Source organism: Streptomyces sp. NPDC127595 (assembly GCF_042671685.1).
Classification (GTDB): domain Bacteria; phylum Actinomycetota; class Actinomycetes; order Streptomycetales; family Streptomycetaceae; genus Streptomyces.
In genome coordinates this window covers 51,150-77,397 of the sequence record NZ_JBHXWK010000002.1, presented here as the reverse complement: position 1 = coordinate 77,397, position 26,248 = coordinate 51,150, and the positions used below count along the sequence as shown (strand labels likewise).

The following is a 26,248-nucleotide window of genomic DNA, read 5'->3' as shown; positions in this document are numbered from 1 at the left end:
CGGGGACCCCAAGGACTTGCCGACCCTCCCCCTGCGGGGTCCGCCGGACGATCCGGGAAGGGTCAGCTTCGGGCGCCGTCTACGGCGGCCACGATGATCGGGACGGCAGCCTTCGGCGCATCCGCGACTGCGGATGCTGCGAGGAGGAAGGCGTACCGGAACATGAGGAGATCTTCGCCGACGCGTCTGCCCGCGTCGAATGGTTTTTCGCACCCTGGAGGGGGGTGTTTCCGCTGGTGCGCCTGGAGCCCTCAGGGGCCGATGTTCTCCAGGGACCGCCGGCCCTCAGGGACCGATGTTCTTCAGAGCCTCGCGCACGGACAGCGGCGCGAACCGCCCGCGTTCCCGGGCCACGAAATCCCGTACAGCCTGCGGATCGGTCTTCGCGTACTCACGCAGACACCAGCCGATCGCCTTGCGGATGAAGAACTCGGGGTGCCCGGCCTGGCGGACGCAGTACCCGAAGAGGCGCTCGGTGTCGGTGGCGTCCTTGTAGCGGAGCTGGTGGAGCAGGGCCGTGCGCGCGACCCACAGGTCGGCGTCCGTGATCCACGCGTCCATGTCGGTCTTCAGTTTCGGGTCGGCGGCCACCAGGCCTCCCACCACGTGGGCGGCGAGTGCGTCGACGGTGTCCCACCAGGAGACCGTGGAGACGAGATGCCGCGCCACCGGCAGGAAGCCGGAGGACAGGCGTTTGACGTGACGGTGCAGGTAGTCGACGGCGAAGTAGTGGTACTCGCGCTCCGGCAACGCCCAGCAGCGAAGGGCGACCGCGACGCAGTCTGCCTCGTCGGGAGGCGCGGTGTTCAGTAGGACGGTCCGCGACAGGGCGCGGCGTTCGGGTGTGGTGAGGCCGAGGAAGGGCGCGATGTCCTTCATGTACGAGCGCATCGACTCGGCCCGCTGCGGATCGGCCGCCGCGGCGTACGTGACCGTGACCCGTTTCAACAGGGTTTCCGCCAGGACGCTGTTCGGCACCTCGAACGACCACCCTGACGTTCCGGAAGCTGTGACGCCCATGAGACGAACCATACGGCGATCACACATCTCGTTCGGCTAGTGTCACCGGATGCTCGATGCCACCACCCACTCTGGGGGCACCGCCACGGCCACTCCCCCGGCCGCCGCCACGGAGCTCTCCGTCGCGAAGGAACTCGCCATCGCCGCGGAGATCGCCGTCGGCAGATCTCCAGGTCCGACCGCCACACCAGCCGTCCTGGCCGCGCGCTGCACGAGAGCCCTGCTCTCGCCCTGGTCGCGGCTCTCTCTGCTGATGGTGCTGCTCGCGGGGGCCGGGTCGAGTGTGCTGCTGTTCGAGCCACAGCGGCTCCTCTCCGACGGCTGGCCGTCACAGCTCAACGGTGCGGCGGCGGTCGTAGCCTTCGCGGTGGCGTACGGCCTTGTCACGGTCGCGTTCATGCCACGGCCCCTGCTCAGCCTTGCGGCGGGCACGCTCTTCGGCTCCCAGCTCGGCCTCGCCGCTGCCATCGGGGGCAGTGTGCTCGGTGCGGGACTGGCTTTCGGGCTCGGCCGGCTGCTCGGGCAGGACGCGCTGCGCCCGCTCCTGCGTGGGCGGTGGCTGAAGGCGGCGGACGGACAGCTCAGCCGCCACGGCTTCCGCTCGATGATGGCGGCGCGGCTGTTCCCGGGCATCCCGTTCTGGGCGGCCAACTACTGCGCGGCCGTCTCCCGGATGGGCTGGCTGCCGTTCCTCCTGGCGACGGCGCTCGGCACGATCCCGAACACCGCCGCGTACGTCGTCGCCGGCGCCCAGGCCTCGGCACCGACATCGCCCGCCTTCCTCATCGCGATGGCCTTCATCGCCGTACCGGCAGTCGCCGGAGTTGTGGTGGCCTGGCGCAAGCGCCACCACCTGCGCGGCCGTTAGCCCCGGCTACCCCGGTCAAGCCGAAGGCGGTCTCACACGGCCTCCAGGACCATCGCGTTGGCGAGCCCGCCCGCCTCGCACATCGTCTGCAGCGCGTAGCGGGCTCCGTGAGCGCGCATCGCGTGGACGAGGGTGGTCGTCAGACGCGTTCCGCTGGCGCCGAGTGGGTGGCCGATCGCGATCGCCCCGCCGTGCACGTTGACCTTGGCCAGGTCCGCGCCCGTCTCCTGCTGCCAGGCGAGGACGACGGTCGCGAAGGCTTCGTTCACCTCGAAGAGGTCGATGTCGGAGAGGGTGAGGCCCGCCCTGCGGAGCACCTTCTCGGTGGCCGGAATGACGCCGGTGAGCATCAGCAGCGGGTCGGAGCCGGTGACGGCGAAGCTGTGCAGGCGGGCGATGGGGCGCAGGCCGAGACGGGCGGCTGTCTCGCCCGACGTGATGAGCACGGCCGACGCGCCGTCGTTGACGGGGCTCGCGTTGCCCGCGGTGACCGACCAGTCGATCTGCGGGAAGCGCTCGCCGAAGCCGGGGTCGTGGAAGGCGGGCTTGAGTCCGCCGAGAATCTCCGTGGTGGTGGCAGGCCGGACGCACTCGTCGCGGGCCACCCCGTCCAGGGGCGCGACCTCGGCGTCGAACAGACCCTTGTCCCAGGCCGCGGCCGCCTTCTGGTGCGAGCCGACCGCGAACGCGTCCATCCGGTCGCGCGAGATGCCCCACTTGGCGGCGATGAGTTCGGCGCTGATGCCCTGCGGCACGAGGCCTTCCGGGTAGCGCTCGGCGACTCCGGGTCCGAAGGGGTCCTTGCCCGCCGGCACGTTCGACCACATGGGCACGCGGCTCATCGACTCCACGCCGCAGGCGATGACCATGTCGTACGCGCCCGACATGACCCCCTGCGCGGCGAAGTGCACGGCCTGCTGCGAGGAGCCGCACTGACGGTCCACCGTGGTCGCGGGCACCGTGTCGGGGAAGCCGGCGGAGAGTACGGCGTACCGCGTGGTGTTCATGGCCTGCTCGCCGACCTGGTCGACGGTCCCGCCGATGACGTCGTCGATCAGCGCCGGGTCCACTCCGGAGCGTTCGACGAGGGCGCGCAGCGTGTGAGCGAGGAGTTCCACGGGGTGGACGTGGGCGAGGGAGCCGTTCGGCTTGCCCTTGCCGACAGGGGTGCGTACGGCTTCGACGATGACGGCGTCACGCATGGCTGATCTCCAAACTCAACGAGTTTGCATTTCAAACTCACCCGGCGACCCAGCGTAGCTCAGTGGGTTGGAACAACCAACCCACCCGGTAGACTGGTCGCATGAAGGACGCCCGCCCCTGCTCGATCGCCGCCACTCTCGCTCTGGTCGGCGAGAAGTACTCCCTGCTCGTGCTGCGCGAGGTGGCGCTCGGCGCCACGCGCTTCGACCAGCTCGTCCGTAACATCGGCGCCCCGCGTGACGTACTGACCGCCCGGCTGAAGCGGCTCGTCGACGCCGGAGTGCTGGAGAAGGTCGAGTACAGCGATCGCCCCAAGCGCTATGAGTACCGGGCCACGGCGGCCGGACTGGAACTGCAGCCCGTCCTGCTCACACTCATGGCGTGGGGCGACCGGCACCTCCAGGAGGACGGCTTCCGGCCCATGGTGCTGGAGCACACCTGCGGCAACGAACTGGTCCCGCAGGTCGTCTGCAGGGAGTGCGGCAAGGAAGTCGAACACGGCGACCTGACGGCACACCCGCAGGCCCCGGGCTGGACGGTGGCGGGACCCACGGCGGCCTAGCGGACGGCCACCGCGAAACCCGGGCCACTCACTGATCGTAGACGTCGAGCCGTCCGCACATCCCGAACCGGCCGTGCGCGGACGGCTGTTCAGTCCGTACGAGGGCGTCGCCGAGGTGGGAGGTGTCGCCCCGCTCAAGACGGTCGAGCTGCTGCCCCGTGGCCGCGGCTGCCGCCTCGGCGCCCCGCCGCCACCGCTCGCGCCACTCGGCGAGCCGGGGCCGGACCAGAAGGCCCGCGGCCCGGTGGAACGCCGCGAGCGACTCGGGTCCGTCCGCATCGCACAGCGCCCGATAGCCCTCGACAGCGAGGTCGCGCCTGGCCCGGGCGACCCGCTCCCGTTCCTCCTCGGGCGCGTCGGCCGGGATGACCGTCGCGGCGGCGTATGTCTCGGCATCGGTCAGGTAGCGCGGCGGCAGCGTGAGCACGGCGTCGCCTGCCTCCGGCAGCCCGCCGTTCTGCATGAGGACGGTGATGCGCAGGTCGTCCTCGTTGACCAGCCGGTGGATGGTGCCCGGCGTGAACCACGCGACGGTGCCGGGTGAGAGCGGCGTGACCTGGTACCCGGATGTCGTCAGCGTCTGCACCTCGCCGCGCCCGCCGGTCACGACGTACGCCTCAGAACAGACCAGGTGCACATGGGGAGTTCCGCCGCGGACGCCGTCGGCCGCGGGCCAGTCGTAGGCGCGCAGGTGTGAGACGGCGACGGCTCCCGGGAGGCCGGCGAGGCCCGCCTCACCCGGTGCGCCCCACGAGCTCACCACGGGTGCTCCTCCAGGTACTTCGCGATCTCCTCGCGTTCCCAGGCCCCCTCGGCCACGACGACCCGATAGCGGCGGGTGAGCGTGTCGCCGGGTGCCAGTTCCAGTTCGTCGTAGAAGGCGAGCGACGGGGCGACGGCGGCGAAGGGCTGGCTGCGCACGAACCAGTGGGCCGGGTGGGCTCCCGCCTCCCCTGAGTGATCGTTCTCCGGGGCGTGCGCGAAGACGAGCGTCGCGTGTCCGTCGGAGCCGTCGTGTTCCCCCGAGTACGCGAGCCAGGGTGCCTGCCGGCCCATCAGCTCGGCCCCCTCGGAGTCGGGGCTGATGACCCGCCCGTCGCGGAAGGACCGCGGTCCGCGCCAGAACAGGCCCGTGTAGCCAGCCATTTCGCGCCCCCCGGTGGTCGGACTGCCGAAGCGCAGTGGCACCTCCCGCCGGTTGGTGACCGCGGTGGTCCACGTCAGCGCCCAGGAATCCGACTCGGGATCGACGTCGTGCACCTCGATCCGGCGCTCCTCGTCGGCCCACAGTTCACCGTCGTACGGATGCCAGGTGAGCCGCTCCGAGATGACCGCGCGGCTGCCGTCCGAGTCCACCCGGTCGAAGGCGATGTGCGCCATCGATCCCACGCGCTCCGGGAGTTGGAGGTATCCCTCTCCGTGAACGTATGTGTTGCCGCCCCACAGGTTCTGGCCGGAGAGGTGCGAGGCCGTCATCTGGAGACCCTTGTGCCAGCGGTGGTCATGGGGCCGGTAGTCGGTGACAACGTTGTTCGCGAGGGTCCTGAGGGGATGCAGATACGGCTTCGGCGACTCCCACGCGGCCTCCGGACGGTAGACATAACTCAACAGCTCGACGCCGGTGCCGGCTTCGCTGATGGTCACGCGCTCGCCGTGCGCGTGGACGATGCGCAGGCCGCCCTCCGGAGGCGTGGTCATGCCGGCACTCCCTGGGACTCCTGGGACACCCGAGAGCCACGAGACACCGCAGGCGCCCAGCCCGGCGCTCCCCCGTGCAGGGCTGTGTAGTACGGATCCCCCGGACCGATCTCCCCGGCACGGACCGTCGCATCCGTGAACGCCGATTTGTACAGCGCGGTGATCAGTTCGAGGCTGGTGCGCCCGTCGGCGCCACTGCTGCGCGGCCGTTCGCCCGCGCGCATGCTCGCGACCAGCTCCCGCAGTTGTGCGAGATGCGAACTCGGCACATCCATACCGAAGTCGCGCCAGGTTGCCACGTCGGCGTCCGGGGTTCCCGGAACCGGAGTGATGCGCCAGTTGTCGTTGCTGTGACCGTAGAGGTGGGTGAGCTCGACGGTGGCTCGTTCGCAGTCGATGCGGATGCGACTGACCTCGTCCGGGCTCAGCACGCTGTTGACGACGGTCGCCAGCGAGCCGTTCTCGAAGCGGACCAGAGCGGTCGACACGTCCTCCGTCTCCACGTCGTGCACGAGGCGTCCGGCCATGGCACGCACCTCGCTCCAGGGCCCCATCAGGTCCAGGAGCAGGTCCATCTGATGGATGCCGTGTCCCATCGCGGGCCCGCCGCCCTCGGTCTCCCAACGCCCGCGCCAGGGCACGGCGTAGTAGGCGGCGTTGCGGTACCAGGTGGTCTGGCAGTGCGCGACGAGCGGACGGCCCATGGCCGACTCGGCGATCAGCCGCTTCACATGGCGCGCGCCCGAGCCGAACCGGTGCTGGAAGACGATCGCGGCGTACGGTCCCCCGCCCAGCCCCTCCTCCGCCTCGACGGCGTCGAAGTCGGCGAGCGTCGGGACCGGCGGCTTCTCGCACCACACCCACGCACCGGCGCGCAGCGCGGCAACGGTCTGCTCGCGGTGCAGGGTCGGCGGCGTGCAGATGACGACCAGGTCCGGCCGCTGCTCTTCGAGCATGCGGTCGAGATCGGTGTACGCGTGCTCAATGCCCGCCTCCGCACAGAACTGCCGTACGGCGTCCTCGGCGATGTCGACCGCGGCGACGATCTCCGTCTCGCCCTCCTCGGCGAGCCGCGCGAGCGCGGGCACATGACTGCCCCGCGCGATGGCACCCGTACCGATGACGGCGGCCCTGATACGGCGGCCGTCGAGCGGGGCCGCGAGACGGTTCGGGGAGCTCGCGGGGGTGGTGGCATTGCGGGGTGTGCGCATGGGCGTGATCAGCACTCCATCGGACGTGGTCGTCAGACGTTGGCCAACGCCTGGTGACACCCGGGCGAGCCCCGGCGACAGCAAGCGCTTTCCCAACTGCTGAAACGTAAGCGTCGGCCCAGCCGCAGGTCAACACCTGGAACGCGGCCGTCCAGCACCCGGACCGACCACCGAGGCGTCCCGCGCCCTCCGCCTACGAAACCCCTGTGGCAGGACTGTCGGACGGGGACGCTACGCTGCCCTCAACACCACCCGTGATCACCGCGATCAGCGGCGCGGCGCGGTGCGCCCGTCGCCCCTCCACGATCAGTACTGGGACCACGTAACTTCATGTCTTGGTTTGAATCCCTCATCCTCGGACTCGTCCAGGGGCTGACCGAGTTCCTTCCCGTGTCTTCCAGCGCGCATCTGCGTCTGACGGCGGCGTTCGCGCACTGGAAGGACCCCGGCGCGGCCTTCACCGCGATCACCCAACTCGGCACCGAGGCCGCGGTACTGATCTACTTCCGCAAGGATGTCGCGCGGATCATCTCGGCGTGGTCACGCTCGCTGGTGAACAAGGCGATGCGCAGCGATCACGACGCGCAGATGGGCTGGCTGGTGATCGTCGGCTCGATTCCGATCGGTGTGCTCGGGGTGACGCTCAAGGACCAGATCGAGGGGCCGTTCCGTGATCTGCGGATCACCGCCACGATGCTGATCGTGATGGGCATCGTCATCGGTATCGCCGACCGGCTCGCCGCCCGCGACGAGACGGGCGGGAAGCACCGGGCCGCCAGGGAACGCAAGACACTTCAGGACCTCAACACCAGGGACGGCCTCCTCTACGGCCTCTGCCAGGCGATGGCACTGGTCCCCGGCGTCTCCCGCTCCGGTGCGACCATCAGCGGCGGTCTGTTCATGGGCTACACCCGTGAGGCGGCGGCGCGTTACTCCTTCCTGCTCGCCATGCCGGCCGTCCTCGCCTCCGGGGTCTTCGAGCTCAAGGACGCCAGCGAGGGGGGCCATGTCGACTGGGGCCCGACGATCTTCGCGACGGTGATCGCGTTCGTGGTCGGGTACGCCGTCATCGCATGGTTCATGAAATTCATCTCGCACAAGAGCTTCATGCCGTTCGTCTACTACCGCATCGCGCTCGGCATCGTCATCATCGCGCTGGTGACGACGGGCGCGCTCAGCCCGCACGCCGCGGAGTCGGCGGGCTGACAAGCTCGGTTCCGGCACGCCACCACCGAGTCGGCGTGCCGAGGGCTCAACTCCCGGGCAGGGGGCGGGCCCAGGGCTCCTGCTGGATCCGCAGACCGTTGGCGACGTAGGCGATCGTCCGGTACCAGCCCGCGAGGACCAGTAGCTCCAGGACTTCGAGTTCGTCGAGATGCTCCCGCGGTCCGTCCCATGTCCCGTCGCTCAACTGCGAGGTGGCGTGGAGTTCGTCCACGGCACACAGCAGGGCCGTCTGGCGTGCGGACCAGGCGGGGTCGTCGGGTTCGCCGGTCGCGGTACGGGTGATCTGCTCCTGACCGAGTCCGGCCGCTTCGGCGAACGCCGCCATATGGACGCCCCACTCGTACGCGCATCCGGCGCGGGCCGTGACGCGGGCGATCACGAGTTCGCGGTCAGCGCCCCCCCCAGCCGGCCGTGGCCGAGGAGGCCCGCCCCCAACACCCGCATGCGCGAGGCAAGTTCGGGGTGGCGCTCGACGACCTTGAAGAGCCTCAGGGGTTCACGGGTGGCGCCGGGCGGCAGTGAAAGCGGCAGCCGTGACCAACCACATACGACCTGAGTAGCCGTCTGGTAGCGGACTGTCAGTCCTTGCCCTTAGGCTTGCACCATGTCCCCCAACTTCGTGGCCTCTGGTTCCGTGCGGTCTGCCGCCGCGGTGAACGAACAGATCCGCGCGCTGTGGATGCGCGCAGGCGGCTCCCTCTCGGCGCAGGAGCGAGCAGAGTATGAGCTGTTGGTCGTGGAGTGGGCCAAGGCGATACGCGGCGAGATCATCGAGGCGGCCTGAGACCGCAGCCTGATTCCCGAGGTGGCCTGAGGCCGGAGTCCTGACGGGCCCTCGGGGGCGGGCAGTTGAAGTGACGCTTGCCTCACCGCCCCCCGGACACCCGCAGCACCGCCCCCGTCGTGTACGAGGCGTCAGGGGACATCAACCAGGCGATGGCCGCGGCGACTTCCTCCGCCTGGCCGGCCCGGCGGAGCGGAACGGCGGATGCGACGCGCTCGGCCCGGCCCGGATCGCCCATCGCCGCGTGCATCTCGGTGTCGATCATTCCCGGCGCGACCGCGTTGACGCGGATGCCGTCGGGGCCTAGTTCCTTGGCGAGGCCGATCGTGAGGGCGTCGACGGCCGCCTTGCTGGCCGCGTAGTGGACGAACTCCCCCGGACTGCCGAGCGTGGCTGCCGCCGAGGAGACGTTCACGATGACGCCGCTTCCCCAGGCCGCCATCGAACGGGCGGCCCGGCGCGAACACAGCAGCGTGCCCAGGAGGTTGACCTCCACCACCCGCCGCAGATCGGCGGGGTCGGCATCCGCGAGCCTGCCGAGCGGGCCGGTCACCCCGGCGTTGTTCACCAGACCCGTCACCGGTCCCAGCCGGTCCGCCGCCGTGTCGAACAGCCGCTCCACGTCGGCTTCGTCGGAGGTGTCCCCTCGGACCGTGACACAGCGCGCCCCGGCGGCCCGGACAGCGGCGGCGGTCCATTCGGCGGCGGCGCCGTCACTGACGTATCCGAGCGCGATGTCGTGCCCGTCCGCCGCGAGGCGCGTACAGGTCGCCGCGCCGATCCCCCGGCTGCCTCCCGTGACGACCGTGACAGGACGTGGCATAACACTCTCCCAGCAGCGCTAATGGATCACTCTACGATCGCAGATGCACCGGCATGTCGTCGTCGAGAGGATCGCCTCCCGTCGGGCGGCGCCGCCTCCCCGCGGTCGCGTTCCCCGCACGTACGAGGCGGTGGATCTCCGTTGCGAGCGGCGTCACCTCGCAGATGTTCGCCATCGGGCCGACCGCTGACTCGCAGCCCGAGGCCCAATTCGAGCGCCCTCGGACCCGGCTGCTGAACCCCTTCAGCAGACGCGTCGCGCTCTCACCTCGGCCCGTGCCGGTGTGCCCCGCCACATCACCGCTGCTCCGTCGTGCCGCCTGTTTCCGTCCTCGCCGGTTCGATCTCGTACGGAAGCGTGACGACGAGCGATGTTCCGCCGCCGTCCGGGCTGTCGATCCTGATCGTCCCGCCGAGCGCCTCCACTCGGTCCTGCAAGCCGACAAGTCCCGAGCCCCGGCTGGAATCCGCTCCGCCGACACCGTCGTCGCGAATCGACAGCAGCAGGCCACCGTCGTGCAGCGAGAGTGAAACCTCTATGTGCGACGCTCGCGCATGCTTCGTCGCGTTTGCCAAAGCCTCCGACGCGACGAAGTACGCCGCAACCTCGATCGCCTCAGGGAGCCGCGTTTTCGTCGTGACATCGAGCTCGACGGGAATCGCCGAACGGCGCGCGAGCGTCCGCAGGGCCGGACCGACACCGCCCGCGGAGAGGATCGCGGGGTGGATCCCGCGCGAGATCTCCTGGAGGTCGTCGATCGCGGCGGCCAGTCCCGTCGCGAACCGGGACAGCGAGGCTCGAAGATCGTGTCTCTCGGGAGGAACATTCGCCTCCTCGGCCCGCACATCCAGTACGAGCGAGACCAACTGCTGCTGCGTGCCGTCGTGGAGGTCCCGCTCGATCCGACGGCGAGCCGCGTCGGACGCCGCGACGATCCGTCTGCGCGAGGCGGCAAGCTCGGCCCGGCTGTCCGCGTTGGCGATCGCGGTCGCGAGCAGCTCCGTGAAGTCGGTCATGCGCTGCTCGGCGTCGGCCGGAAACTGTTCGCCGTTCGTTCCGGCGCCGATCGCCCCCCAGAGAGCGCCTCCGACCATGATCGGAACCGCCACGGAACTACGAATCCCCAACCGCTGCGCCCTGCCCTTGACGGATTCTGCCGCGCGGCCGAAGTCGTCGACGCGAGCCGACCGGCCGGTCCGCACCACCTCGGCCAATGCCAGCCCCGACTCGAGTTTCAGCCGACTGCCGACCGGCAGTATGTCGGGCGCGGTCCCGCTGCTGGCCACGATGGACATCGTCCCGTCAGGCTCCAGCCTCCCGATTGTTGTGGCCTGGGCGTCGAGAAGCCTCTCCCCCTCCGCGGCGACGGCCGCGAAGACCTCAGCCGGCGGCACACCCCTGGCGACCAGAGTCGCCACGCGCCGCAGCGCCGCCTGCTCACCCACGAGCCGCCTCAACTCGCTCTCGGCCCGCCGACGATCTGTCACGTCGCGCGCCATCCCGTACATGGTCCCTTCTTCGAGAACAGGGGTCGATGTCCACTCAAGTACTCGGTACGAGCCGTCCTTACGAACGAACCGGTTCTCGAACGCCGTGACCTTCATCCCTTGGGAGATCCTGACCCCCTGTACGGCAGTCTTCTCACGGTCGTCCGGATGGATGAGCTCCAGGTACGGCCGCGCCAGGAACTCCTCCTGCGTGTAACCGAGTATCTGTTCCACGGCCGGATTGATTCGCGTGAGACGCCCCTCGAAATCGGCGACCGCGATGAGATCGGAGGAGAGACGGAAAATGCGGTCGAGTTCGTCCTGCGCCTTCGCTCGCCGCGCCGCGTTGACCCCGAGCACCCAGGCGAGGGCCGCGAGGACGAGGCCCGCCGCAAGGATGATCCAGGGCAGGAACGCGGCGGCCCCGTGCACCGACTCCTGCGGCGCGGCGACGTCGAACCGCTGTCCTGCCATCGTGAACGTGCTGTGTACGGCCGCCGCCCCACCGAGATCTCCAGCAGCGGTGCCGCCGACGGTGAGTTGCAGCGGCACCGAGTCCGTGGCCGCTGTGCGCAAGGAGAGTTCGGATACGAACAACATCACGAACCCCGGTTCGACGCCTCCCTCGCTGAAGCGCGGGGCGGACCTGACGAGAAAGAGCCCTTTCGTACCGTCTCGTAGGGTCGCCAGCGGAGTTGCGCTTGCCTCATAGAGCCCACTCGCGCGGGTGACCGCCGCGGCCACGCCCGGTTCGTTGCCGAGATCGATCCCTGGCACAGTCACCGGAGGGGTACCTGAGACCAGGGTCGCCGGCAGATACGAAGGTTGCGGTCCGACCGGCACGATCCTGAGACGCGGGTCGCGGGTGACGATGGGATGGCCGATCCGGCGCTCGTAAGCGGCACGGCTCGCAGCGGGTACCTGTTCGGCCCACGCTGCGGTGGGGAAGCCTGCCGGGCCGAGCCATCTGGATGCGTTGCTTTCGAACTCCCCGCCCGTGATCTGGTTCCCTGCGGCGCTCGCCATGAACCGGCGGAGACTCTCTGCCAGGGCGGACCCCTGTTCGACGCGCTCGCGAATCTGCGCGGCCGCGAGTTCGGCGCGGTGCTGGGAATCGCGTTGCGCGTCTCGCTCGCCCAGCAGACGAGCACCGAAGAACCCGGCAACGGTCAACCCCAGGACCATCGCCACGGTGAGAATCTGCCGAGGCCGCATGCTCAACTCCGGTATGGAACGAGACAAGTCTCCTCCTTCGCCGCTGCCAGAGAAAGACGCGTTTCTTGGACGTCGGTGCACGGTGCGCTAGCGTGGCGGAATCGGTCAAGAGGGGGCCCCAGGGCGGGGATTCGGCCTCTCGGCGGTGCTCCCGAACCGGAGGCACTGTCCGAGAACAACCGGCTTCGCCCGGCGGAGCGCAACGCGCCGAGCCCTCTCCCGTCCGGATGGTCATCGTCCTTAATGCCCGGGCGAGGAGGTTCGATGACGGACCAGCCCAATGGCCCGCCCACCGGCGGTTTCCACCGTGCGGTGACCCGCAGGTCGTTCCTGGAGTCCACTGCGGCGGTGATAGGTATGCCGTTCGCAGGATCGCTGGTCGCGGGCTGTGGCGGCCGAGCCACACCGTCCAAGAAGTTGGTCGTCGCGGCGGCTACGACACCTCCCAGCCTCGACTGGGAACTCGTGTTCGGCAAGGAAGTGTACGACCACGTCTTCAACCTCAACGACCGGCTGACCCGTTGGAAGGCCATCCCGGCGCCCGGCGAATCGGGCGGCTTCGACCTCGCGTGGCAGGCCGGCGACTTCGAGGACATCACCGAGCCGCGCATGGCCGAGGGCTGGGAGGTCACCGACGGCGGGAGAACGTACACGTTCTCGCTCCGCAAGAACTGGCCGAGCCACGCAGGGAACGAGTTCACGGCCGCCGATGTGAAGTGGACCTTCGACCGAAGCTTCGCGGTCAAAGGCATCACGAGCTTCTACAACACCCTCGCCACCATCGAGCGACCGGAGGATGTGAAGGTCCTCGACCGCTACACCGTCCGCATCGAGCTGGCGGAGCCGGGGCCTGACCTGCTTCTCACGATGAGCGAGTTCTGGCGTGCGATGGTCGACTCCAAGCTGGCGAAGAGCCATGCGACCTCGGACGATCCCTGGGCGAAGCGCTGGCTGAAGAGCCACGACGTGGGCTTCGGTCCGTACAGACTCACCGAGCTCAGCCCTGGGCGCCAAGTCGTCTGGGAGGCCCACAAAGAGCATCCCTTCCCTCCCGCGATCGAGCAGATCACGTTCAAGCAGGTGCCGGAGTCGTCCGACCGACTCGCCGCGCTGATGACCGGGGAAGCCCAGGTCGCTCAGTACCTGTCGCCCGCGGACATGCAAACGCTGCAGAACAGCAAGGACATGCACCTCTGGAACTTCCAGGGCTATGTCATTCACTCGAGCCCCATGAACCCGAAGTACCCACCACTGGACGACGTCCGGGTCCGACAGGCCCTGTCCTACGCGACGCCTTATCAGCGGATCATCGAGAAGGTCTACCGAGGGTTCGCCGGGGCGGCCCACGGCCCCATCTCGGATCACGCGGCCGGATTCGACCCCTACTTCCACCCGTACACCTACGACCCCGAACGAGCACGCGAACTGCTGCGGGAGGCAGGCCATACGAAGGGTTTCACGACGACGCTGGCCTACAGCACCGCGGAGCCGCTCGGAGAGCCCGTCGGGGCCGAGCTCCGGAGCGCTTTCGGAGACGTCGGAGTGACACTCGAACTCGAAGCGCTCCCGCCCTCGACGTATACGCGCGCGTTGTTCGGTGGCGAGCGGCCGATGTTCTTCCAGAGCTTCGGGGCCGATTCGCCGGACCCCGCCTACGCGCTCGGAGTCTTCTACCAGTCGAAGAGCTCCAACAACTGGGGCGGATACAGCAGCGCAAAGGCCGACGCCTGCCTGGTCGAGGCCGGCCGCCCTGAACTCAGTTGGGACCAACGGATCGAGGAGCACCAGCGCTGCTCCAGGATCATCGCGAACGACGCCCCTTGGCTCTGGATCGCGCAGCCCGGCTTCCAGGTGGGCACACGAAGGGACGTGACCGGCATCAACTGGTACGCGGGTGAGGGGGTCGACTGGTCCAAGGTCGACTACACGAACTGACGTCGGTACAGCCTTGGTTGCCCGCCGACGCTCAGCCGGAGTCCGGACGCCGGCGAACTGGCCCCGCCCCAAGGTCAGTTCGCCGGTACGACGGTGATCACGACGTTGCCGGCCTTCTGACCGGTCTCGACATACCGATAGGCGTCGACGATCTCCTCCAACGGGTACCGACGGTTGATGAGCGGCCTGAACTCGCCCGCCTCGATCAGGTCCCGGAAAAGCCGCATCATCTCCTGATCCTGCTTCGGGAAGGGGAACTTGACCTTCCTGCCGCGGCGCAGAGGTGTGACGAGCGGCAGGAGCAGGTTCTGGCATCAGGGGCCCAACTCCGAGGAGTTGCACCGCCGCCGAGCCGATGGCGCCAGTCGCGCCGTGGACGAGGACGTCCTGCCCGGCTCGGACGCCCGCCTTCCCGATGAAGGCCAGGGCGTAGTGCGAGCCCTCGGTCCCGGGAGCGACCTCCTCGAGAGGTCACGCCCTTCGGAATGGTCGCGATGGCCCGTCCTGCGGAACCGACAGGTACTCGGCGTGGGTGCCGAACGCGCCCCCGTTGTACCCGAACACCCGGTCGCCGACCGTGAAGGACGTGACGCCGCTCCCGGCCGCTTCCACGACTCCCGCGTACTCGGTCCCGAGCACGGTCCGCCGCGGCCGGGCAGGGCCGGTGAGCATGCGCAAGAAGAAGGGCCTGGCGGCCCGGTACGCGCGGTCCGTCCGGTTGACCGTCGTCGCGTGCACCTTCACCAGCACGTCGCGGTCCCCGATCGAGGGCCTGCACACCTCGGCCATCCGGACCACGGCCGAGGGCCCGTACCGGTTGCGCCCAACTGCTTTCATGAGCGGGCCTTAGCGGCAATACCGAGCAGCGCTCGGCGGCTGAGCCCGGCTACGCCGCCGTCGACGTCGCGACGTGCTGCTTCACGAGTTCGTACGACCTAAGCCGGTCGGCCAGTGCATAGACGGGCGTCACCAGCATGAGCTCGTCCGCACCGGTCGCGTCGACCAGGCTCGCCAGTTGCTTCGCCACGCTGCCGGGTGAGCCGTATGCCTGCTGTGCGCGGAAGCCCGTCAGTGCCCGCGCTTCCTCTTCGGTGAACGAGTGGGCCGCCGCCTCTTCGGGCGTGGGGAAGGCGAGGTCGCCCCGTCCCTTGAGGAGTGCGGCCTTGACGACCACCATCGGGCCGGCGAGCCGGGTGGCCTCCTCCTCCGTCTCGGCGCACACCGTTTCCACGCAGATCAGCACACGCGGGCGCGCACACCAGCGAGAGGGGGCGAAACGCTCGCGGTAGTGCTTGAGCGCGGCCAGGGTGTTGTCGGGCCGGATGTGATGGGCGAAGGCGAGCGGCAGTCCGAGTTCCGCGGCGAGCGCGGCACCGGCCGTACTCGACGACAGCAGCCACGGCTCCGGGAGCGGGTCGAGCGCGACCTCGTCCACCAGGAAGCCTAGAGTCGCCGACACGTCGTCGCGGTACTCGTCGTCCGTTGTCGGACCGGCCCCGCGGCGCAGTGCCCGCGCCGTGGAGTCGTCGAAGGTGCCCGGGCCACGGCCGATGCCCAGGTCGATCCGTCCCCCGTGCAGTGCGGCCAGCGTGCCGAACTGCTCGGCCAGCATGATCGGGGCGTGGTTCGGAGCGAGAACGCCCCCGGAGCCCAGCCGGATGGACGACGTCAACGCGGCGGCGTGGGCGGTCAGGACGACGGGCGGGAACGCTCCGATGGCCGGTGAGTGGTGATGCTCGGCGTACCAGAGCCGCAGATATCCGAGCTCCTCAAGACGTCTGGCGAACTCGGTGGTGTCGCGCAGTGTGTCCGCCGCTCGGGCGCCCGTCTGGACCATGGCCACTTCGAGCGCGCTGACCGGTACGGTGATCATCCGGTCAGTATAGGAAACGCCCGACAGCGCCAACCCCCGCTGCGCGCAAGGCCGATCGGCCGCCGGACCCGATGACCACTGAATATCACCGCTTAGCCCCTTGGCGGGGCACGCTCCGTAGCCAACACTGATCCAATGACGCAGCGTGTGGAGCTCGCGACCGTGATGGACCGGTTCGCCGTGGACGGACTCGTCACCGAGTACGCGGTGGCAGTGGACGACGGCGACTGGGAGGGGTACCGAGGTCTGTTCGCGCCGGACGGACGCGCGGACTACCGCTCCGCCGGTGGAATCGAGGGGGATGCCGACCAGGTCGCGGGATGGCTTTCCCGGAACGTGGGACTGTTCCCGATGCGCCAGCATCTGATCGTCAACCGGCGCGTGCGGTTCGAGCTGCTGGAACAGGACACCGGCGACACCGCCCGGATCCAGGCGGACTACATCAACCCGATGAGGTTCACGGGAGACGACAGCGCTTCCACCGCGCCCGACTTCGTGTGCGGCGGCCGCTATGCCTTCGCACTGGTGCGTACGTACGACGGCTGGCGGCTGCGCGAGGTGGTCGTCCAGGAGAAGTGGCGCCGCACCTCCCCTGCACGTCAGGAGCCCGCAGCCACCAGCTGACCGTGCCGTCCCCCCAACAACTCTGAACGGCCGTCAACCGAGCGTCCCGGCCCGACACCCCCTGTCGGAGATCGTCCGCAGCGCGCACACTGGGGGGACGCACCGGGGAGGGGAGGCGCCGCATGAACAGGCCCGAGCGATGGCTCACCTCCCCCTGGCGACGCGGCATCCTGGCCGCGCTGGCCGGCGCGCTGCCCGTGTTCGCCTTCCCCGCCCCTTCCTTGTGGTGGTTCGCGTACGTCGCCCTCGTGCCCTGGATCCTGCTGGTCCGCTCCGCCCCGACGGCGAAGGGGGCGGCGTACGACGGCTGGCTCGGCGGACTCGGTTTCATGCTGGCCGTGCACCACTGGCTGCTGCCGAGCCTGAATGTGTTCACAGTGGTGATAGCCGCGCTGCTCGGCGCGCTGTGGGCCCCCTGGGGCTGGCTCGTACGACGGTTCCTCGGCGGTGTGCCCTCGCTCGGGCAGGTCGCGGCGGCGCTCGTGGTGCTGCCGTCCGGCTGGCTGATGGTCGAACTCGTCCGGTCCTGGCAGGGCTTGGGCGGCCCCTGGGGTCTGCTCGGGTCGAGCCAGTGGCAGGTGGGGCCCGCGCTGCGGCTCGCCTCGGTCGGCGGGGTGTGGCTGCTCAGCTTCCTGGTGGTGACGGTCAACGTCGCCGTCGCCGTGCTCGTCTCGGTGCGCCAGGCCCGAATACCCGCCGTGGCCGGCCTGGTCGCCACCGCCGCCGCGACCTCGGCGGCCTGGGCGTGGTCGCCGCGCCCCGAGGTGGACGGCACGACCCGGATCGCCGTAGTACAACCCGGAGTCGTCGACGGCACGGACAGCATCGAGAAGCGCTTCGCGCGCGAGGAGACGCTCACCCGCACGCTCGCCGGACAGGACCTCGACCTGATCGTCTGGGGCGAGAGCAGCGTCGGCTTCGACCTCGCCGACCGGCCCGACCTGGCGGACCGGATCGCCGCGCTGGCCCGGCTCACCGGCGCCGACGTCCTGGTGAACGTCGACGCGCGCCGCTCCGACCGTCCCGGCATCTACAAGAGCTCGGTCCTGGTGGGCCCCCAGGGCCCGACCGGCGACCGGTACGACAAGATGCGGCTGGTCCCCTTCGGCGAGTACGTTCCCGCGCGCAGCGTCCTCGGCTGGGCGACGTCCGTGGGCAAGGCGGCGGGCGAGGACCGCAGGCAGGGCACCGAGCAGGTGGTGATGAACGTCGGGCACGGGCTGCGGGTCGGCCCGATGATCTGCTTCGAGTCGGCGTTCCCCGACATGAGCCGCCATCTCGCCCAGGACGGCGCCGAGGTACTCCTCGCGCAGTCGTCGACTTCGAGCTTCCAGAACAGCTGGGCGCCCGAGCAGCACGCCTCGCTCGCCGCGCTGCGGGCCGCCGAGACCGGCCGCTCGATGGTGCACGCGACACTCACCGGCGTCTCCGCCGTCTACGGTCCGAGCGGCGAGCGCGTCGGCTCCTGGCTCGGCACCGACGCGAGCACGACGATGGTGTACGAGGTGCCGGTGGCACGGGGTGTCACGCCGTTCGTCCGGTTCGGCGACTGGCCGGTGCACGCGGCCCTGCTGGTATTGGCGGTCCTGTGCGCGGCGGAGGGCGCACGCGCGTTCAGGCTGCGGCGGCCCGTTCCTCCACCGCGCGTACCACCTGCTCGCACAGCTCATGAGTCGCCAGTGCGTCCCGGGCACTGAGCACCTTGCCCGCGCGCACGGAGTCCAGGAAGGCGAGCACCACCTGCTCGATACCGCGCTGCCTGGCCACCGGTACCCAGTCGCCGCGCCGCCGCACGGTCGGCTGCCCCTTGTGGTCGATCACCTCGGCGAGATTGAGCACCTGCCGCTTGGTGTCCTGACCCGAGACCTCGAGGATCTCCTCCGCCGAACCGCTCAGCCGGTTCATCACACCGAGCGCGGTGAAACCGTCCCCGGCGAGCTGAAGGACGACGTGGTGCAGCAGTCCGCCCTCGACACGGGCGCGTACGGTCACGTCGTCGATGGGCCCCGGCGCCAGGAACCGCAGCGTGTCGACGACATGGATGAAGTCGTCGAGGATCATGGTGCGGGTCCGCTCCGGCAGCCCGATGCGGTTCTTCTGCATCAGGATCAGCTCGCGCGGGTGGTCGGCGCACTGTGTGTACCCGGGCGCGTGACGCCGGTTGAAGCCCACCGCCAGGCTGACGTTCCGCTCCTCCGCGAGCCGCACCAGCCGCCCCGAGTCGGCGAGTTCGTACGCGAGGGGCTTGTCGACGTACGTCGGTACGCCGGCCTCCAGCAGGCGTGTGACGATCTCGGGGTGCGCCACGGTGGCCGCGTGCACGAAAGCGGCGTCGAGGTCCTGGGCCAGCAGCTCCGCAAGGTCGGTGTGGCGCTGCGCCTGCGGGAGGTGGAGGCTGTCGGCGACCCGGGTGAGCGTGGCGGGTGTGCGTGTCTGCACATGCAGCTCCACACCCGGCTGCACGCTCAGCACCGGCAGATACGCCTTCTGCGCGATGTCACCGAGTCCGATGCAGCCGACCTTCACAGGGGGTCTCCTCAAGGGGTGCGTTGCGGGTTGTGGGATACGTCCCGGTTTTGACCTCGCCGGATCTCGTCCGGCCTCCTCGGGAAGCATACGGCTGTGGGGGCGGACTCCTCAGGGCCGCCGGGTCACCTCACGGATGCCGGCGCCCTCCGGAGGAGCGGAAGGATCACCCGTGCGGGGCATCCTCCGCTTGTCCGCTCCCCAAAGAGGGCCCGACACAGCAGAGTTGCCCGGGTGCATCGATCAACCACGACCGCGACGCTTTTGGTCACCGTGGCTGTCACCGCCCTCTCCGGCTGTGTGACCGTCCAGCGGCCCCCCTCTTCCGGCCTTCCGCCCGCGCCGTCCGGCCCCTCCGTGCCCCGTCCGGACGGCCAGGCCGAGCCGCAGATCGTGCAGGCACCGGCGCGGGAGGCTCTGGAACTCATCGGCCCGTCCCGAAAACCCTCCCCCAGTGCGCCCGCACCACGCAGCGCGGCCCCTCCGCCGCCCGCCGCGGCGCCCCCGACCACTCCACGCCGGCCCCGCACCGCCCCGCGGGCCGAGCCCGCACGCCCCGAGCCGCGCGTCACCGTCCCGCCCGTCGTCCCGGAGGTCCCGACGACCACGGACGTGTGTGCGCTGGGCAGGAAATACGGGGGCTGGACGGCGGACAGCCCGGAGGCGGTCATCTGCGAGGGAACGTACGGCCGCTGACGGAACCGGCGTCTTCCGGCGCGCCCTCCCCCGGGCACCCGGAAGTCCCGCGCACCCGTGGAGCCTCGTACCCAGGCTCCCCGAAGTCCCGCGCACCCGCCTGCCCGGGTACCCCGAAGCCCCGCGTACCCCCGGCCCCTCCCTCAGGACCGCCGTCGCGGCGGCCCCAGCGTCTCCCCTCCGGGCCCGCCCGAGGGACCGGGGCCGCCCAACGACCCGGGCCCCTCGCCCTGCCCCGGAGTCCCGTCCCCGTCGAGCCGCAGCTCCAGCCGGCCGATCGCCGCCCGGACACCGTCCCCGTAGCTGTCCTCCCCGAGGGCGCCGACCGCACCGCGCGCCCGGCGCAGATGGGTGCGGGCGGCCTCGGTGCGGCCGAGCTTCACATAGTCGGCGGCGAGATTCAGATGCAGGGACGGATAGAACGCGCGGACCGCGAGCGACTCGTGGTGCTCGGCGATCCGCCCGTCGGTGAGCTCCTCGGCCGCCGACAACGCCCGCAGGTCCCAGGCGAGTTCGTCCGAGAAATCCTCCTGCGTGTCGGCCATATAGTGCGCCAGCGTGCAGCGGTGCAGGGGGTCGCCGTCCTCGCCGATCTCCGCCCACAGGTCCAGGAAGCGGCCCCGGGCCTCCTCGCGGTCACCGCCGTGGTGCAACATGATGACCTGCCCGATCCGGGTCATCATGGCATCCGGCGCCGCCTGCTCCTGTTGCTCCGCCATCGCGTCCTCCACAGGCTCGTCACTGATCATCACGACGCCAACGACGCTAACGGCAGCCACTGACAATCACGCTCAGGCGCCTCCGTACTCCGCTGGACCAGGCCGGTGACGGTCCTGGCCCGGCGGAGGCCCCAGCGGGCAGCCGTCAGCCTTCAGCCGAGGTCCGGAATCCGCCAGTCGATCGCCTGGTGGCCCTGGGCGGCCACGGCCTCGTTGATCTGCGTGAACGGACGCGAGCCGAACCACTTCTTCGCGGACAGCGGCGAGGGGTGAGCCCCCTTCACCACCACGTGCCGCTCCTCATCGATGAGCGGGAGCTTCTTCTGTGCGTAGTTGCCCCAGAGGACGAAGACCGCCGGGTCGGGCCGGGCGGCGACGGCCCGGATGACCGCGTCCGTGAACTTCTCCCAGCCCTTGCCCTTGTGCGAGTTGGCCTCACCGGAGCGCACCGTCAGCACCGCGTTGAGCAGCAGCACGCCCTGCTCGGCCCACGGCATCAGATAGCCGTTGTCCGGGATCGGGGTGCCCAGCTCCTCCTTCATCTCCTTGTAGATGTTGCGGAGTGAGGGCGGGGTCTTCACACCGGGGCGGACGGAGAAGCACAGACCGTGCCCCTGGCCCTCGCCGTGGTACGGGTCCTGACCGAGGATCAGCACCTTGACGCGCTCGTACGGTGTCGCTTCGAGCGCGGCGAAGACTTCCTCCCGCGGCGGATAGACGGGGCCTTTCGCGCGCTCCTCCTCGACGAACTCGGTGAGTTCCTTGAAGTAGGGCTCCTGCAGCTCGTCGCCCAGGACGTCGCGCCAGGACTCGGGCAGCATGGCGATATCGGTCACGTCAACTTCCTCCGATGTGCGGTCACTTCCAGACCACAGAACCTACCGCCGCCCACTGACAATCGAGTCCGGGCCCCGCGCTGCATCCGGGTCCGAGCCTCCGCGCTACCAGCTGGTCTTCCGGTACAGCGCCCACATCGTCATGATCGTCGACGGGTCCAGGGCGACCTCGCCACCCGAGATGTCCTCGCTCGCGGCCACGTACTGCTTGCCCTGCCACAACGGCAGCAGCCGGGCGTCGTCCACGAGGATCTGCTGGGCCTCCTCGAACTCCTTGACCACGGCTCCGCGGTCGGTCTCACGGCGTGACTCGGGAAGCAGGTTGCTGGTGATGTACGGGGACGGATACGGCGTACCGAGCGCGTTCTCCTCGCCCACGAAGGGCGCGATGAAGTTCTCGGCGTCCGGGAAGTCGGGGAACCAGCCTCGCCCGAACACCGGGTACTCGCCCTTGCGGTAGCCCTCTTCATACGTCTTCCAGGGACGGCTCTTGAGGGTGACCGTGAACAGGCCGGAGTCCTCCAACTGCCTCTTGAGCTCCCGGAACTCGGGTGCCGTCTCGGAGCCGTAGCGGTCGGTCGTGTACCAGAAGGTGAGCGGGACGCGCTCGGTGATGCCCGCCTCCAGGAGCAACTGCCGTGCCTTGGACGAACTGGGGGACCCGTAGTCGTCGAAGAAGCCCACCGTGTGGCCGGTCAGCCCCTTCGGGACCATGGAGTACAGCGGCTCGACGGTGTCCTTGTAGATCTTGTTCGCGATCGCCGGCCGGTCGATGATCTGGGCAACGGCCTTGCGCACGGCGGGTATTGCGGCCCACTTGTCCTTCGGGTTGAACACCAGGTAGCTGATCTCGGTGCCCGCGCCCTCGATGAGCTGGATGCCCTTGTCCCGGTCCTGCCCGCGGAGGGAGACGATGTCCGCGGCCGCGAGGCCGCGGTAGGTGACGTCGATGTCCTTGTCGCGGAGAGCTGCGACCATCTGCGCCGAGTCCTGGAAGTAGCGGATGGACACCGCGTCGTTCTTGCGGTCGGCGAAGCCCTTGTAGCGGTCGTTGCCGACGAGTTCGGCCTGCTTGCCCTCTTCGTAGGACCGCAGGATGTAGGGCCCGGACCCGGAGACGTGGCCGTCCTTGCGCAGGGCGTCGAGGGGGTAGTCATCGGGATCGACGATCGACATCGCGGGCGTGGCGAGCACGAACGGGAAGGTCGCGTCTGACTGGTTGAGGTGGAAGACGACGTCACGGTCGCTCAAAGCCTGGACCCGGTCGAGGCTGCCCAGCAGTCCCGCGGGGCCGCCGACCACACCGATGGTCCTGATCCGGTCGATCGAGTACTTGACCGCCCGGGCGTCGAGCTTGTCCCCGTCGGAGAACTTCATGTCCGCACGCAGCCGACAGCTGTACGTACGATTCGACGCGTCCGTGAACTTGCAGCTCTCGGCCGCGTCGGGCGCAGGCTCGACCGAGCCGTTGGGATAGCTCAGCAGCGTCTGGTAGATATTGCGGAACAGCTCCCAGGAGCCGTCCCAGGAGGCCGCCGGATCCAGCGTGCTCGGCGCGCTGGTCGTACCCACGACGATCGGCCCCTCGTCCGCCGGCGCGCCCGAGGACAGGACGCCGCACCCGGCCACCAGGGATATCGACGTCAGCGTCGCCAGCTGCCGCAGCGATCGGTTCCGATTCCGGTTGAACACGCGCTCGCTCCTCGATCTGCCGTACCAAGGGACGACGGCAGACCATACCGCAGTACCCCGCCGGGGGAACCGTGTTCCCGGCAGGGCACTTGATCAGCACGTATGTGACTACGTTGTCATGCTGATGTGCGTCCGCGATGCGTTGACGCGGGTGCGATTTCTGTCAACTTGTATGTCGGCACAGGGGGCGATTTCGTGCGTCGAGGCTGGCCCGTTTTCTACGTCGACAGGGGCGCCGTCCGTGTCAAGGCGCGGCGCCCCGGCGCTGACGTCATCCCACCCCGGCGTTGAGGAAGATGCCGCCGTCGATCACCAGCGTCTGGCCGGTGATCCAGTCCGACTGCTGCGAGGTGAGGAACGCGGCGGCGCCGCCGATGTCCGAGGGGACACCGAGCCGGCCGAGCGGGTAGGCCGCGACGACCTCCTCCTCACGGCCCTCGTAGAGCGCCTGCGCGAACTTGGTCTTGACGACGGCGGGCGCGATCGAGTTGACCCGCACCTTGGGCGCGAACTCGTGCGCCAGTTGCAGGGTCAGGTTGACCATGGCGGCCTTGCTCATGCCGTACGCGCCGATGAACGGCGAGGCCGAGATGCCTGCCAGGGAGGCGATGTTGACGATCGCTCCGCCGTTGTCCTTCTGCCAGGCGTGCCAGGTCCGCTGGGCGAAACCGAGCGCAGAGACGACGTTGGTCTCGAAGACCTTGCGCGCCACGTTCAGGTCGAGGTCGGCGATGGGGCCGAACACCGGGTTCGTACCGGCGTTGTTGACCAGGTAGTCGACGCGGCCGAAGGCCTCCATGGTGCGCTCGACGGCGACGGCCTGGTGCGCCTCGTCGTGGGCCTTGCCCGCGACGCCGATGACGCGGTCGGCACCGAGTGCCTCGACGGCCTCCTTGAGGGAGTCCTCGTTGCGGCCGGTGATGCAGACGCGGTCACCGCGGGCGATCAGGGCCTCGGCGACGCCGTAGCCGATGCCGCGGCTCGCGCCGGTGATGAGCGCGACCTTGCCCGAGAGCTCGGGGAGTGTGGTCATGTCCGTGTCCCCCGGCTTCAGTTGAGCGGTCCGCCGGCGACGTACAGCACCTGGCCGGAGACGAATCCGGCCGCCTCGCCCGTGAAGAAGGCGATCGCGTTGGCGATGTCGTCCGGGTTGCCGACGCGCTGCACGGGGATCTGGGTCGCGGCGGCGGCCTGGAAGTCCTCGAAGCCCATGCCGATGCGGGCGGCCGTCGCGGCGGTCATGTCGGTGACGATGAAGCCGGGGGCCACGGCGTTCGCGGTGACACCGAACTTGCCGAGCTCGAAGGCGAGCGTCTTGGTGAAGCCCTGCAGACCGGCCTTGGCGGCGGAGTAGTTGGCCTGGCCGCGGTTGCCGAGCGCGGAGGAGGAGGAAAGGTTGACGATCCGGCCGAACTTCGCGTCGACCATGTGCTTCTGAACGGCCTTCGCCATCAGAAAGGCGCCGCGCAGATGCACGTTCATGACCGTGTCCCAGTCGGACGTGCTCATCTTGAACAGCAGGTTGTCGCGGAGCACGCCCGCGTTGTTCACCAGGATCGTCGGCGCACCGAGCTCCTCGGCGATCCGCGCGACGGCCGCCTCGACCTGGGCCTCGTCGGAGACGTCGCAGCCGACCGCGATGGCCTTGCCACCGGCGGCGGTGATCTTCTCGACGGTGTCCTTGCACGCGGCCTCGTCGAGGTCGATCACCGCGACGGCGCGGCCCTCGGCGGCCAGTCGTACGGCGGTCGCGGCACCGATGCCGCGCGCGGCACCGGTGACTACGGCGACGCGCTGCTCAGTGGTGGACATTGCTGGTTCTCCTCGCCCTTGAAAAGCCCTGCGGCCTGAACTTGTCCTGCGGCCTGAAAAGCTCTGCGGTCCGAATGGGCCCCGCAGCCTGACCTGCCCTGCGGCTCACACGGTACGCCCGTCCAGTGAGCGACCGCTTAGTACCTTCGGTAGACGTGACGCTAGAAGCCCTGGCACCCGGTGTCAACGTCACACCGCGCGCGTGTGATCCATTACCTGACCAGCAGCGCGAGCAGCCGCTCCACCTCGGACTCCGGATCCGCGGTCAGCCCCGTGTGCACGGGCCCGGGCTGCACGACTGTGGAGCGGGGCGCGATCAGCCAGCGAAAGCGCCGTCCGGCGTCGTCGTGCGCCGCCTGACCTGCCGCTTCCCCTCCCGCGCAGACCCCTTCGACAGCGCGCAGCGCGGCCCGTACGCCCGGCACGTCGGCCTCCGGATCCAGCGCCCGCAACTTCGTCTCGTCCAGATGCGTGCGGGCGGCGACGAACGACTTGGCCCGGCAGTACACCAGCACACCCGCGTTGAAGCACTCGCCGCGCTCGACGCGGGGAACCACCCGCAGCAGCGCGTACTCGAAGACGTCCCGCTCGCTCACTTGGTCCCCTTCGTTCCGTCGGCGCTCTCGCTGCCGTCGATGCCCTTGACGCGCTCATGGATGCCGGCGGCGCGCGCGAGCAGCGGTTCGGCGTACGCCCGCCGCAGGGCGTCCGTCGTGTCGAAACCGGGTTCCCCGTCGAGCCATTCGTCCGGGATCTGGGCGGTCACCTCGGCGAGCAGTTCCTCCGTGACCAGGGGCGCCAGTTCCGCGGCGGCGGAGGCGATGTCCGGCCCGAAGGGCGCGAGTGCGTGGTCGGTGGCGTCGTACGGCTTGGCGGCGGAAGCCTGTGCTCCGGGCCAGTTGTGGTGCCAGATCATCGTGGCGCCGTGGTCGATGAGCCACAGCTCGCCGTGGAGCACGAGCATGTTGGGGTTGCGCCAGGAGCGGTCGACGTTGTTGACCAGCGCGTCGAACCAGACGATCCGTCCGGCCTCCTCGGGGCTGACGCGGTGCGCGAGGGAGTCGAAGCCGATCGCGCGGGAGAGGAAGTTCATCCCGAGGTTCAGCCCACCGCTCGACTTCAGCAGCGCCTGGACCTCCTGGTCCGGTTCGCCGAGCCCGAGGACCGGGTCGAGGCCGATCGTCACGAGCCCGGGCACGCGCAGACCCAGCCGGCGGGCGAGTTCACCGCACACGACCTCGGCGACCAGCGTCTTGCGGCCCTGCCCGGCGCCGATGAACTTCATGACGTACATACCGAGATCGTCGGCCTCCACGAGCCCGGGCAACGAACCGCCCTCACGCAGGGGCGTGATGTAGCGGGTCGCGATCACTTCGTTGAGCATTTCCCCAGGCTATCGGGCGGCTGATCTCCAAGATCGAGGCGCACCTGCCCGAA

General features: G+C 69.6%; 27 protein-coding genes. 8 read left to right on the top strand and 19 right to left on the bottom strand.

Annotation, left to right across the window (positions count from 1 at the left end):
• Positions 1-285: 285 nt before the first annotated feature.
• Positions 286-1,020 (bottom strand): DNA alkylation repair protein, encoded by a 735-nt coding sequence (locus ACFVKT_RS06755; RefSeq protein WP_385728327.1) that lies wholly within the window; start codon positions 1,018-1,020, stop codon positions 286-288.
• Positions 1,021-1,069: 49 nt separating this feature from the next.
• Here ACFVKT_RS06755 and ACFVKT_RS06750 point away from each other — a divergent pair, with 49 nt between their 5' ends.
• The gene (locus tag ACFVKT_RS06750; RefSeq protein WP_385728325.1) at positions 1,070-1,888 is read left to right on the top strand and encodes a TVP38/TMEM64 family protein; all 819 of its coding nucleotides are present in this window, start codon (positions 1,070-1,072) and stop codon (positions 1,886-1,888) included.
• Between the two features lie 32 nt (positions 1,889-1,920).
• On the opposite strand, the gene ACFVKT_RS06745 is transcribed toward ACFVKT_RS06750, so the two are convergent.
• Positions 1,921-3,090, bottom strand: coding sequence for a thiolase family protein (locus ACFVKT_RS06745; RefSeq protein WP_385728323.1), 1,170 nt, complete (start codon positions 3,088-3,090; stop codon positions 1,921-1,923).
• A 101-nt stretch (positions 3,091-3,191) separates the two neighbouring features.
• On the opposite strand from ACFVKT_RS06745, the gene ACFVKT_RS06740 reads away from it, so the two are divergent.
• Positions 3,192-3,653, top strand: a complete 462-nt coding sequence (locus ACFVKT_RS06740) for a winged helix-turn-helix transcriptional regulator (protein ID WP_385728321.1) — start codon at positions 3,192-3,194, stop codon at positions 3,651-3,653.
• A gap of 28 nt (positions 3,654-3,681) precedes the next feature.
• On the opposite strand, the gene ACFVKT_RS06735 is transcribed toward ACFVKT_RS06740, so the two are convergent.
• The 3 genes from ACFVKT_RS06735 to ACFVKT_RS06725 are packed head-to-tail and all read right to left on the bottom strand — an operon-like array spanning position 3,682 to position 6,562.
• Complete coding sequence (locus ACFVKT_RS06735) at positions 3,682-4,416, bottom strand: cupin domain-containing protein (protein ID WP_385728319.1); 735 nt, start codon at positions 4,414-4,416, stop codon at positions 3,682-3,684.
• A complete protein-coding gene (locus ACFVKT_RS06730) occupies positions 4,410-5,351 on the bottom strand; it encodes a PmoA family protein (protein ID WP_385728317.1) in 942 nt (313 codons plus the stop codon). The genes ACFVKT_RS06735 and ACFVKT_RS06730 overlap by 7 nt, the downstream gene beginning before the upstream one ends.
• The gene (locus ACFVKT_RS06725; protein ID WP_385728315.1) at positions 5,348-6,562 is read right to left on the bottom strand and encodes a Gfo/Idh/MocA family protein; all 1,215 of its coding nucleotides are present in this window, start codon (positions 6,560-6,562) and stop codon (positions 5,348-5,350) included. The genes ACFVKT_RS06730 and ACFVKT_RS06725 overlap by 4 nt, the downstream gene beginning before the upstream one ends.
• Before the next feature lie 330 nt (positions 6,563-6,892).
• On the opposite strand from ACFVKT_RS06725, the gene ACFVKT_RS06720 reads away from it, so the two are divergent.
• Positions 6,893-7,768, top strand: coding sequence for an undecaprenyl-diphosphate phosphatase (locus ACFVKT_RS06720; protein WP_385728313.1), 876 nt, complete (start codon positions 6,893-6,895; stop codon positions 7,766-7,768).
• A gap of 46 nt (positions 7,769-7,814) precedes the next feature.
• Here ACFVKT_RS06720 and ACFVKT_RS06715 read toward each other — a convergent pair whose 3' ends face one another.
• Entirely contained in the window at positions 7,815-8,168 is a 354-nt protein-coding gene (locus tag ACFVKT_RS06715; protein ID WP_385728311.1) for a carboxymuconolactone decarboxylase family protein, read from the bottom strand.
• Positions 8,169-8,393: 225 nt separating this feature from the next.
• Between ACFVKT_RS06715 and ACFVKT_RS06710 the strand changes: the two genes are divergently transcribed.
• On the top strand, positions 8,394-8,573 hold the full coding sequence (locus ACFVKT_RS06710; protein ID WP_384388132.1) for a hypothetical protein: 180 nt from the start codon (positions 8,394-8,396) through the stop codon (positions 8,571-8,573).
• A gap of 82 nt (positions 8,574-8,655) precedes the next feature.
• On the opposite strand, the gene ACFVKT_RS06705 is transcribed toward ACFVKT_RS06710, so the two are convergent.
• Together ACFVKT_RS06705 and ACFVKT_RS06700 are read right to left on the bottom strand one after the other, a co-directional pair.
• A complete protein-coding gene (locus ACFVKT_RS06705; RefSeq protein ID WP_385728309.1) occupies positions 8,656-9,396 on the bottom strand; it encodes an SDR family NAD(P)-dependent oxidoreductase in 741 nt (246 codons plus the stop codon).
• Positions 9,397-9,692: 296 nt separating this feature from the next.
• Positions 9,693-12,125: a PAS domain S-box protein gene (locus ACFVKT_RS06700; protein WP_385728307.1), complete on the bottom strand. Its 2,433-nt coding sequence runs from the start codon at positions 12,123-12,125 to the stop codon at positions 9,693-9,695.
• Positions 12,126-12,362: 237 nt separating this feature from the next.
• Here ACFVKT_RS06700 and ACFVKT_RS06695 point away from each other — a divergent pair, with 237 nt between their 5' ends.
• Positions 12,363-14,033: an ABC transporter substrate-binding protein gene (locus tag ACFVKT_RS06695; RefSeq protein WP_385728305.1), complete on the top strand. Its 1,671-nt coding sequence runs from the start codon at positions 12,363-12,365 to the stop codon at positions 14,031-14,033.
• A 74-nt stretch (positions 14,034-14,107) separates the two neighbouring features.
• Here the strand turns inward: ACFVKT_RS06695 and ACFVKT_RS06690 are convergent, their stop codons facing one another.
• The 3 genes from ACFVKT_RS06690 to ACFVKT_RS06680 all read right to left on the bottom strand — a co-directional run bounded on the left by ACFVKT_RS06690 (position 14,108) and on the right by ACFVKT_RS06680 (position 15,906).
• Complete coding sequence (locus ACFVKT_RS06690; RefSeq protein ID WP_385729880.1) at positions 14,108-14,314, bottom strand: zinc-binding dehydrogenase; 207 nt, start codon at positions 14,312-14,314, stop codon at positions 14,108-14,110.
• Positions 14,315-14,504: 190 nt separating this feature from the next.
• Positions 14,505-14,870: an alcohol dehydrogenase catalytic domain-containing protein gene (locus tag ACFVKT_RS06685; protein ID WP_385728304.1), complete on the bottom strand. Its 366-nt coding sequence runs from the start codon at positions 14,868-14,870 to the stop codon at positions 14,505-14,507.
• 49 nt (positions 14,871-14,919) lie between these two features.
• Entirely contained in the window at positions 14,920-15,906 is a 987-nt protein-coding gene (locus ACFVKT_RS06680) for an LLM class flavin-dependent oxidoreductase (RefSeq protein ID WP_385728302.1), read from the bottom strand.
• 135 nt (positions 15,907-16,041) lie between these two features.
• Between ACFVKT_RS06680 and ACFVKT_RS06675 the strand changes: the two genes are divergently transcribed.
• Together ACFVKT_RS06675 and lnt are read left to right on the top strand one after the other, a co-directional pair.
• Positions 16,042-16,530: a nuclear transport factor 2 family protein gene (locus tag ACFVKT_RS06675; protein ID WP_385728300.1), complete on the top strand. Its 489-nt coding sequence runs from the start codon at positions 16,042-16,044 to the stop codon at positions 16,528-16,530.
• A 122-nt stretch (positions 16,531-16,652) separates the two neighbouring features.
• A complete protein-coding gene (lnt, locus tag ACFVKT_RS06670; RefSeq protein ID WP_385728298.1) occupies positions 16,653-18,227 on the top strand; it encodes an apolipoprotein N-acyltransferase in 1,575 nt (524 codons plus the stop codon).
• Here lnt and ACFVKT_RS06665 read toward each other — a convergent pair.
• Positions 18,145-19,056 (bottom strand): Gfo/Idh/MocA family protein, encoded by a 912-nt coding sequence (locus ACFVKT_RS06665; RefSeq protein ID WP_385728296.1) that lies wholly within the window; start codon positions 19,054-19,056, stop codon positions 18,145-18,147. The two genes, lnt and ACFVKT_RS06665, sit on opposite strands and share 83 nt — an antisense overlap.
• Before the next feature lie 234 nt (positions 19,057-19,290).
• Here ACFVKT_RS06665 and ACFVKT_RS06660 point away from each other — a divergent pair, with 234 nt between their 5' ends.
• Entirely contained in the window at positions 19,291-19,752 is a 462-nt protein-coding gene (locus ACFVKT_RS06660) for a hypothetical protein (protein ID WP_385728294.1), read from the top strand.
• A 143-nt stretch (positions 19,753-19,895) separates the two neighbouring features.
• Here the strand turns inward: ACFVKT_RS06660 and ACFVKT_RS06655 are convergent, their stop codons facing one another.
• From ACFVKT_RS06655 to ACFVKT_RS06625, 7 genes are all read right to left on the bottom strand, one after another.
• Positions 19,896-20,471, bottom strand: a complete 576-nt coding sequence (locus ACFVKT_RS06655) for a hypothetical protein (RefSeq protein WP_385728292.1) — start codon at positions 20,469-20,471, stop codon at positions 19,896-19,898.
• Positions 20,472-20,623: 152 nt separating this feature from the next.
• On the bottom strand, positions 20,624-21,307 hold the full coding sequence (locus ACFVKT_RS06650; protein ID WP_385728290.1) for a uracil-DNA glycosylase: 684 nt from the start codon (positions 21,305-21,307) through the stop codon (positions 20,624-20,626).
• Positions 21,308-21,412: 105 nt separating this feature from the next.
• Entirely contained in the window at positions 21,413-22,999 is a 1,587-nt protein-coding gene (locus ACFVKT_RS06645; RefSeq protein ID WP_385728288.1) for an ABC transporter substrate-binding protein, read from the bottom strand.
• 271 nt (positions 23,000-23,270) lie between these two features.
• On the bottom strand, positions 23,271-24,032 hold the full coding sequence (locus tag ACFVKT_RS06640; RefSeq protein ID WP_385728286.1) for an SDR family oxidoreductase: 762 nt from the start codon (positions 24,030-24,032) through the stop codon (positions 23,271-23,273).
• A gap of 17 nt (positions 24,033-24,049) precedes the next feature.
• A complete protein-coding gene (gene fabG / locus ACFVKT_RS06635; RefSeq protein WP_384388170.1) occupies positions 24,050-24,811 on the bottom strand; it encodes a 3-oxoacyl-ACP reductase FabG in 762 nt (253 codons plus the stop codon).
• A gap of 212 nt (positions 24,812-25,023) precedes the next feature.
• Positions 25,024-25,407: a DUF3037 domain-containing protein gene (locus tag ACFVKT_RS06630; protein WP_385728284.1), complete on the bottom strand. Its 384-nt coding sequence runs from the start codon at positions 25,405-25,407 to the stop codon at positions 25,024-25,026.
• Positions 25,404-26,195, bottom strand: a complete 792-nt coding sequence (locus ACFVKT_RS06625; protein ID WP_385728282.1) for a HipA family kinase — start codon at positions 26,193-26,195, stop codon at positions 25,404-25,406. The genes ACFVKT_RS06630 and ACFVKT_RS06625 overlap by 4 nt, the downstream gene beginning before the upstream one ends.
• Between the last annotated feature and the right edge of the window lie 53 nt (positions 26,196-26,248).

Coding starts and splice junctions, on each gene's coding strand:
- ACFVKT_RS06755 (WP_385728327.1), bottom strand. CDS start 1,020: ATGGGCGTCACAGCTTCCGGAACGTCAGGGTGGTCGTTCGAGGTGCCG.
- ACFVKT_RS06750 (WP_385728325.1), top strand. CDS start 1,070: ATGCTCGATGCCACCACCCACTCTGGGGGCACCGCCACGGCCACTCCC.
- ACFVKT_RS06745 (WP_385728323.1), bottom strand. CDS start 3,090: ATGCGTGACGCCGTCATCGTCGAAGCCGTACGCACCCCTGTCGGCAAG.
- ACFVKT_RS06740 (WP_385728321.1), top strand. CDS start 3,192: ATGAAGGACGCCCGCCCCTGCTCGATCGCCGCCACTCTCGCTCTGGTC.
- ACFVKT_RS06730 (WP_385728317.1), bottom strand. CDS start 5,351: ATGACCACGCCTCCGGAGGGCGGCCTGCGCATCGTCCACGCGCACGGC.
- ACFVKT_RS06725 (WP_385728315.1), bottom strand. CDS start 6,562: ATGCGCACACCCCGCAATGCCACCACCCCCGCGAGCTCCCCGAACCGT.
- ACFVKT_RS06720 (WP_385728313.1), top strand. CDS start 6,893: ATGTCTTGGTTTGAATCCCTCATCCTCGGACTCGTCCAGGGGCTGACC.
- ACFVKT_RS06710 (WP_384388132.1), top strand. CDS start 8,394: ATGTCCCCCAACTTCGTGGCCTCTGGTTCCGTGCGGTCTGCCGCCGCG.
- ACFVKT_RS06705 (WP_385728309.1), bottom strand. CDS start 9,396: ATGCCACGTCCTGTCACGGTCGTCACGGGAGGCAGCCGGGGGATCGGC.
- ACFVKT_RS06695 (WP_385728305.1), top strand. CDS start 12,363: ATGACGGACCAGCCCAATGGCCCGCCCACCGGCGGTTTCCACCGTGCG.
- ACFVKT_RS06685 (WP_385728304.1), bottom strand. CDS start 14,870: ATGAAAGCAGTTGGGCGCAACCGGTACGGGCCCTCGGCCGTGGTCCGG.
- ACFVKT_RS06680 (WP_385728302.1), bottom strand. CDS start 15,906: ATGATCACCGTACCGGTCAGCGCGCTCGAAGTGGCCATGGTCCAGACG.
- ACFVKT_RS06675 (WP_385728300.1), top strand. CDS start 16,042: ATGACGCAGCGTGTGGAGCTCGCGACCGTGATGGACCGGTTCGCCGTG.
- lnt (WP_385728298.1), top strand. CDS start 16,653: ATGAACAGGCCCGAGCGATGGCTCACCTCCCCCTGGCGACGCGGCATC.
- ACFVKT_RS06655 (WP_385728292.1), bottom strand. CDS start 20,471: ATGGCGGAGCAACAGGAGCAGGCGGCGCCGGATGCCATGATGACCCGG.
- ACFVKT_RS06640 (WP_385728286.1), bottom strand. CDS start 24,032: ATGACCACACTCCCCGAGCTCTCGGGCAAGGTCGCGCTCATCACCGGC.
- fabG (WP_384388170.1), bottom strand. CDS start 24,811: ATGTCCACCACTGAGCAGCGCGTCGCCGTAGTCACCGGTGCCGCGCGC.
- ACFVKT_RS06625 (WP_385728282.1), bottom strand. CDS start 26,195: ATGCTCAACGAAGTGATCGCGACCCGCTACATCACGCCCCTGCGTGAG.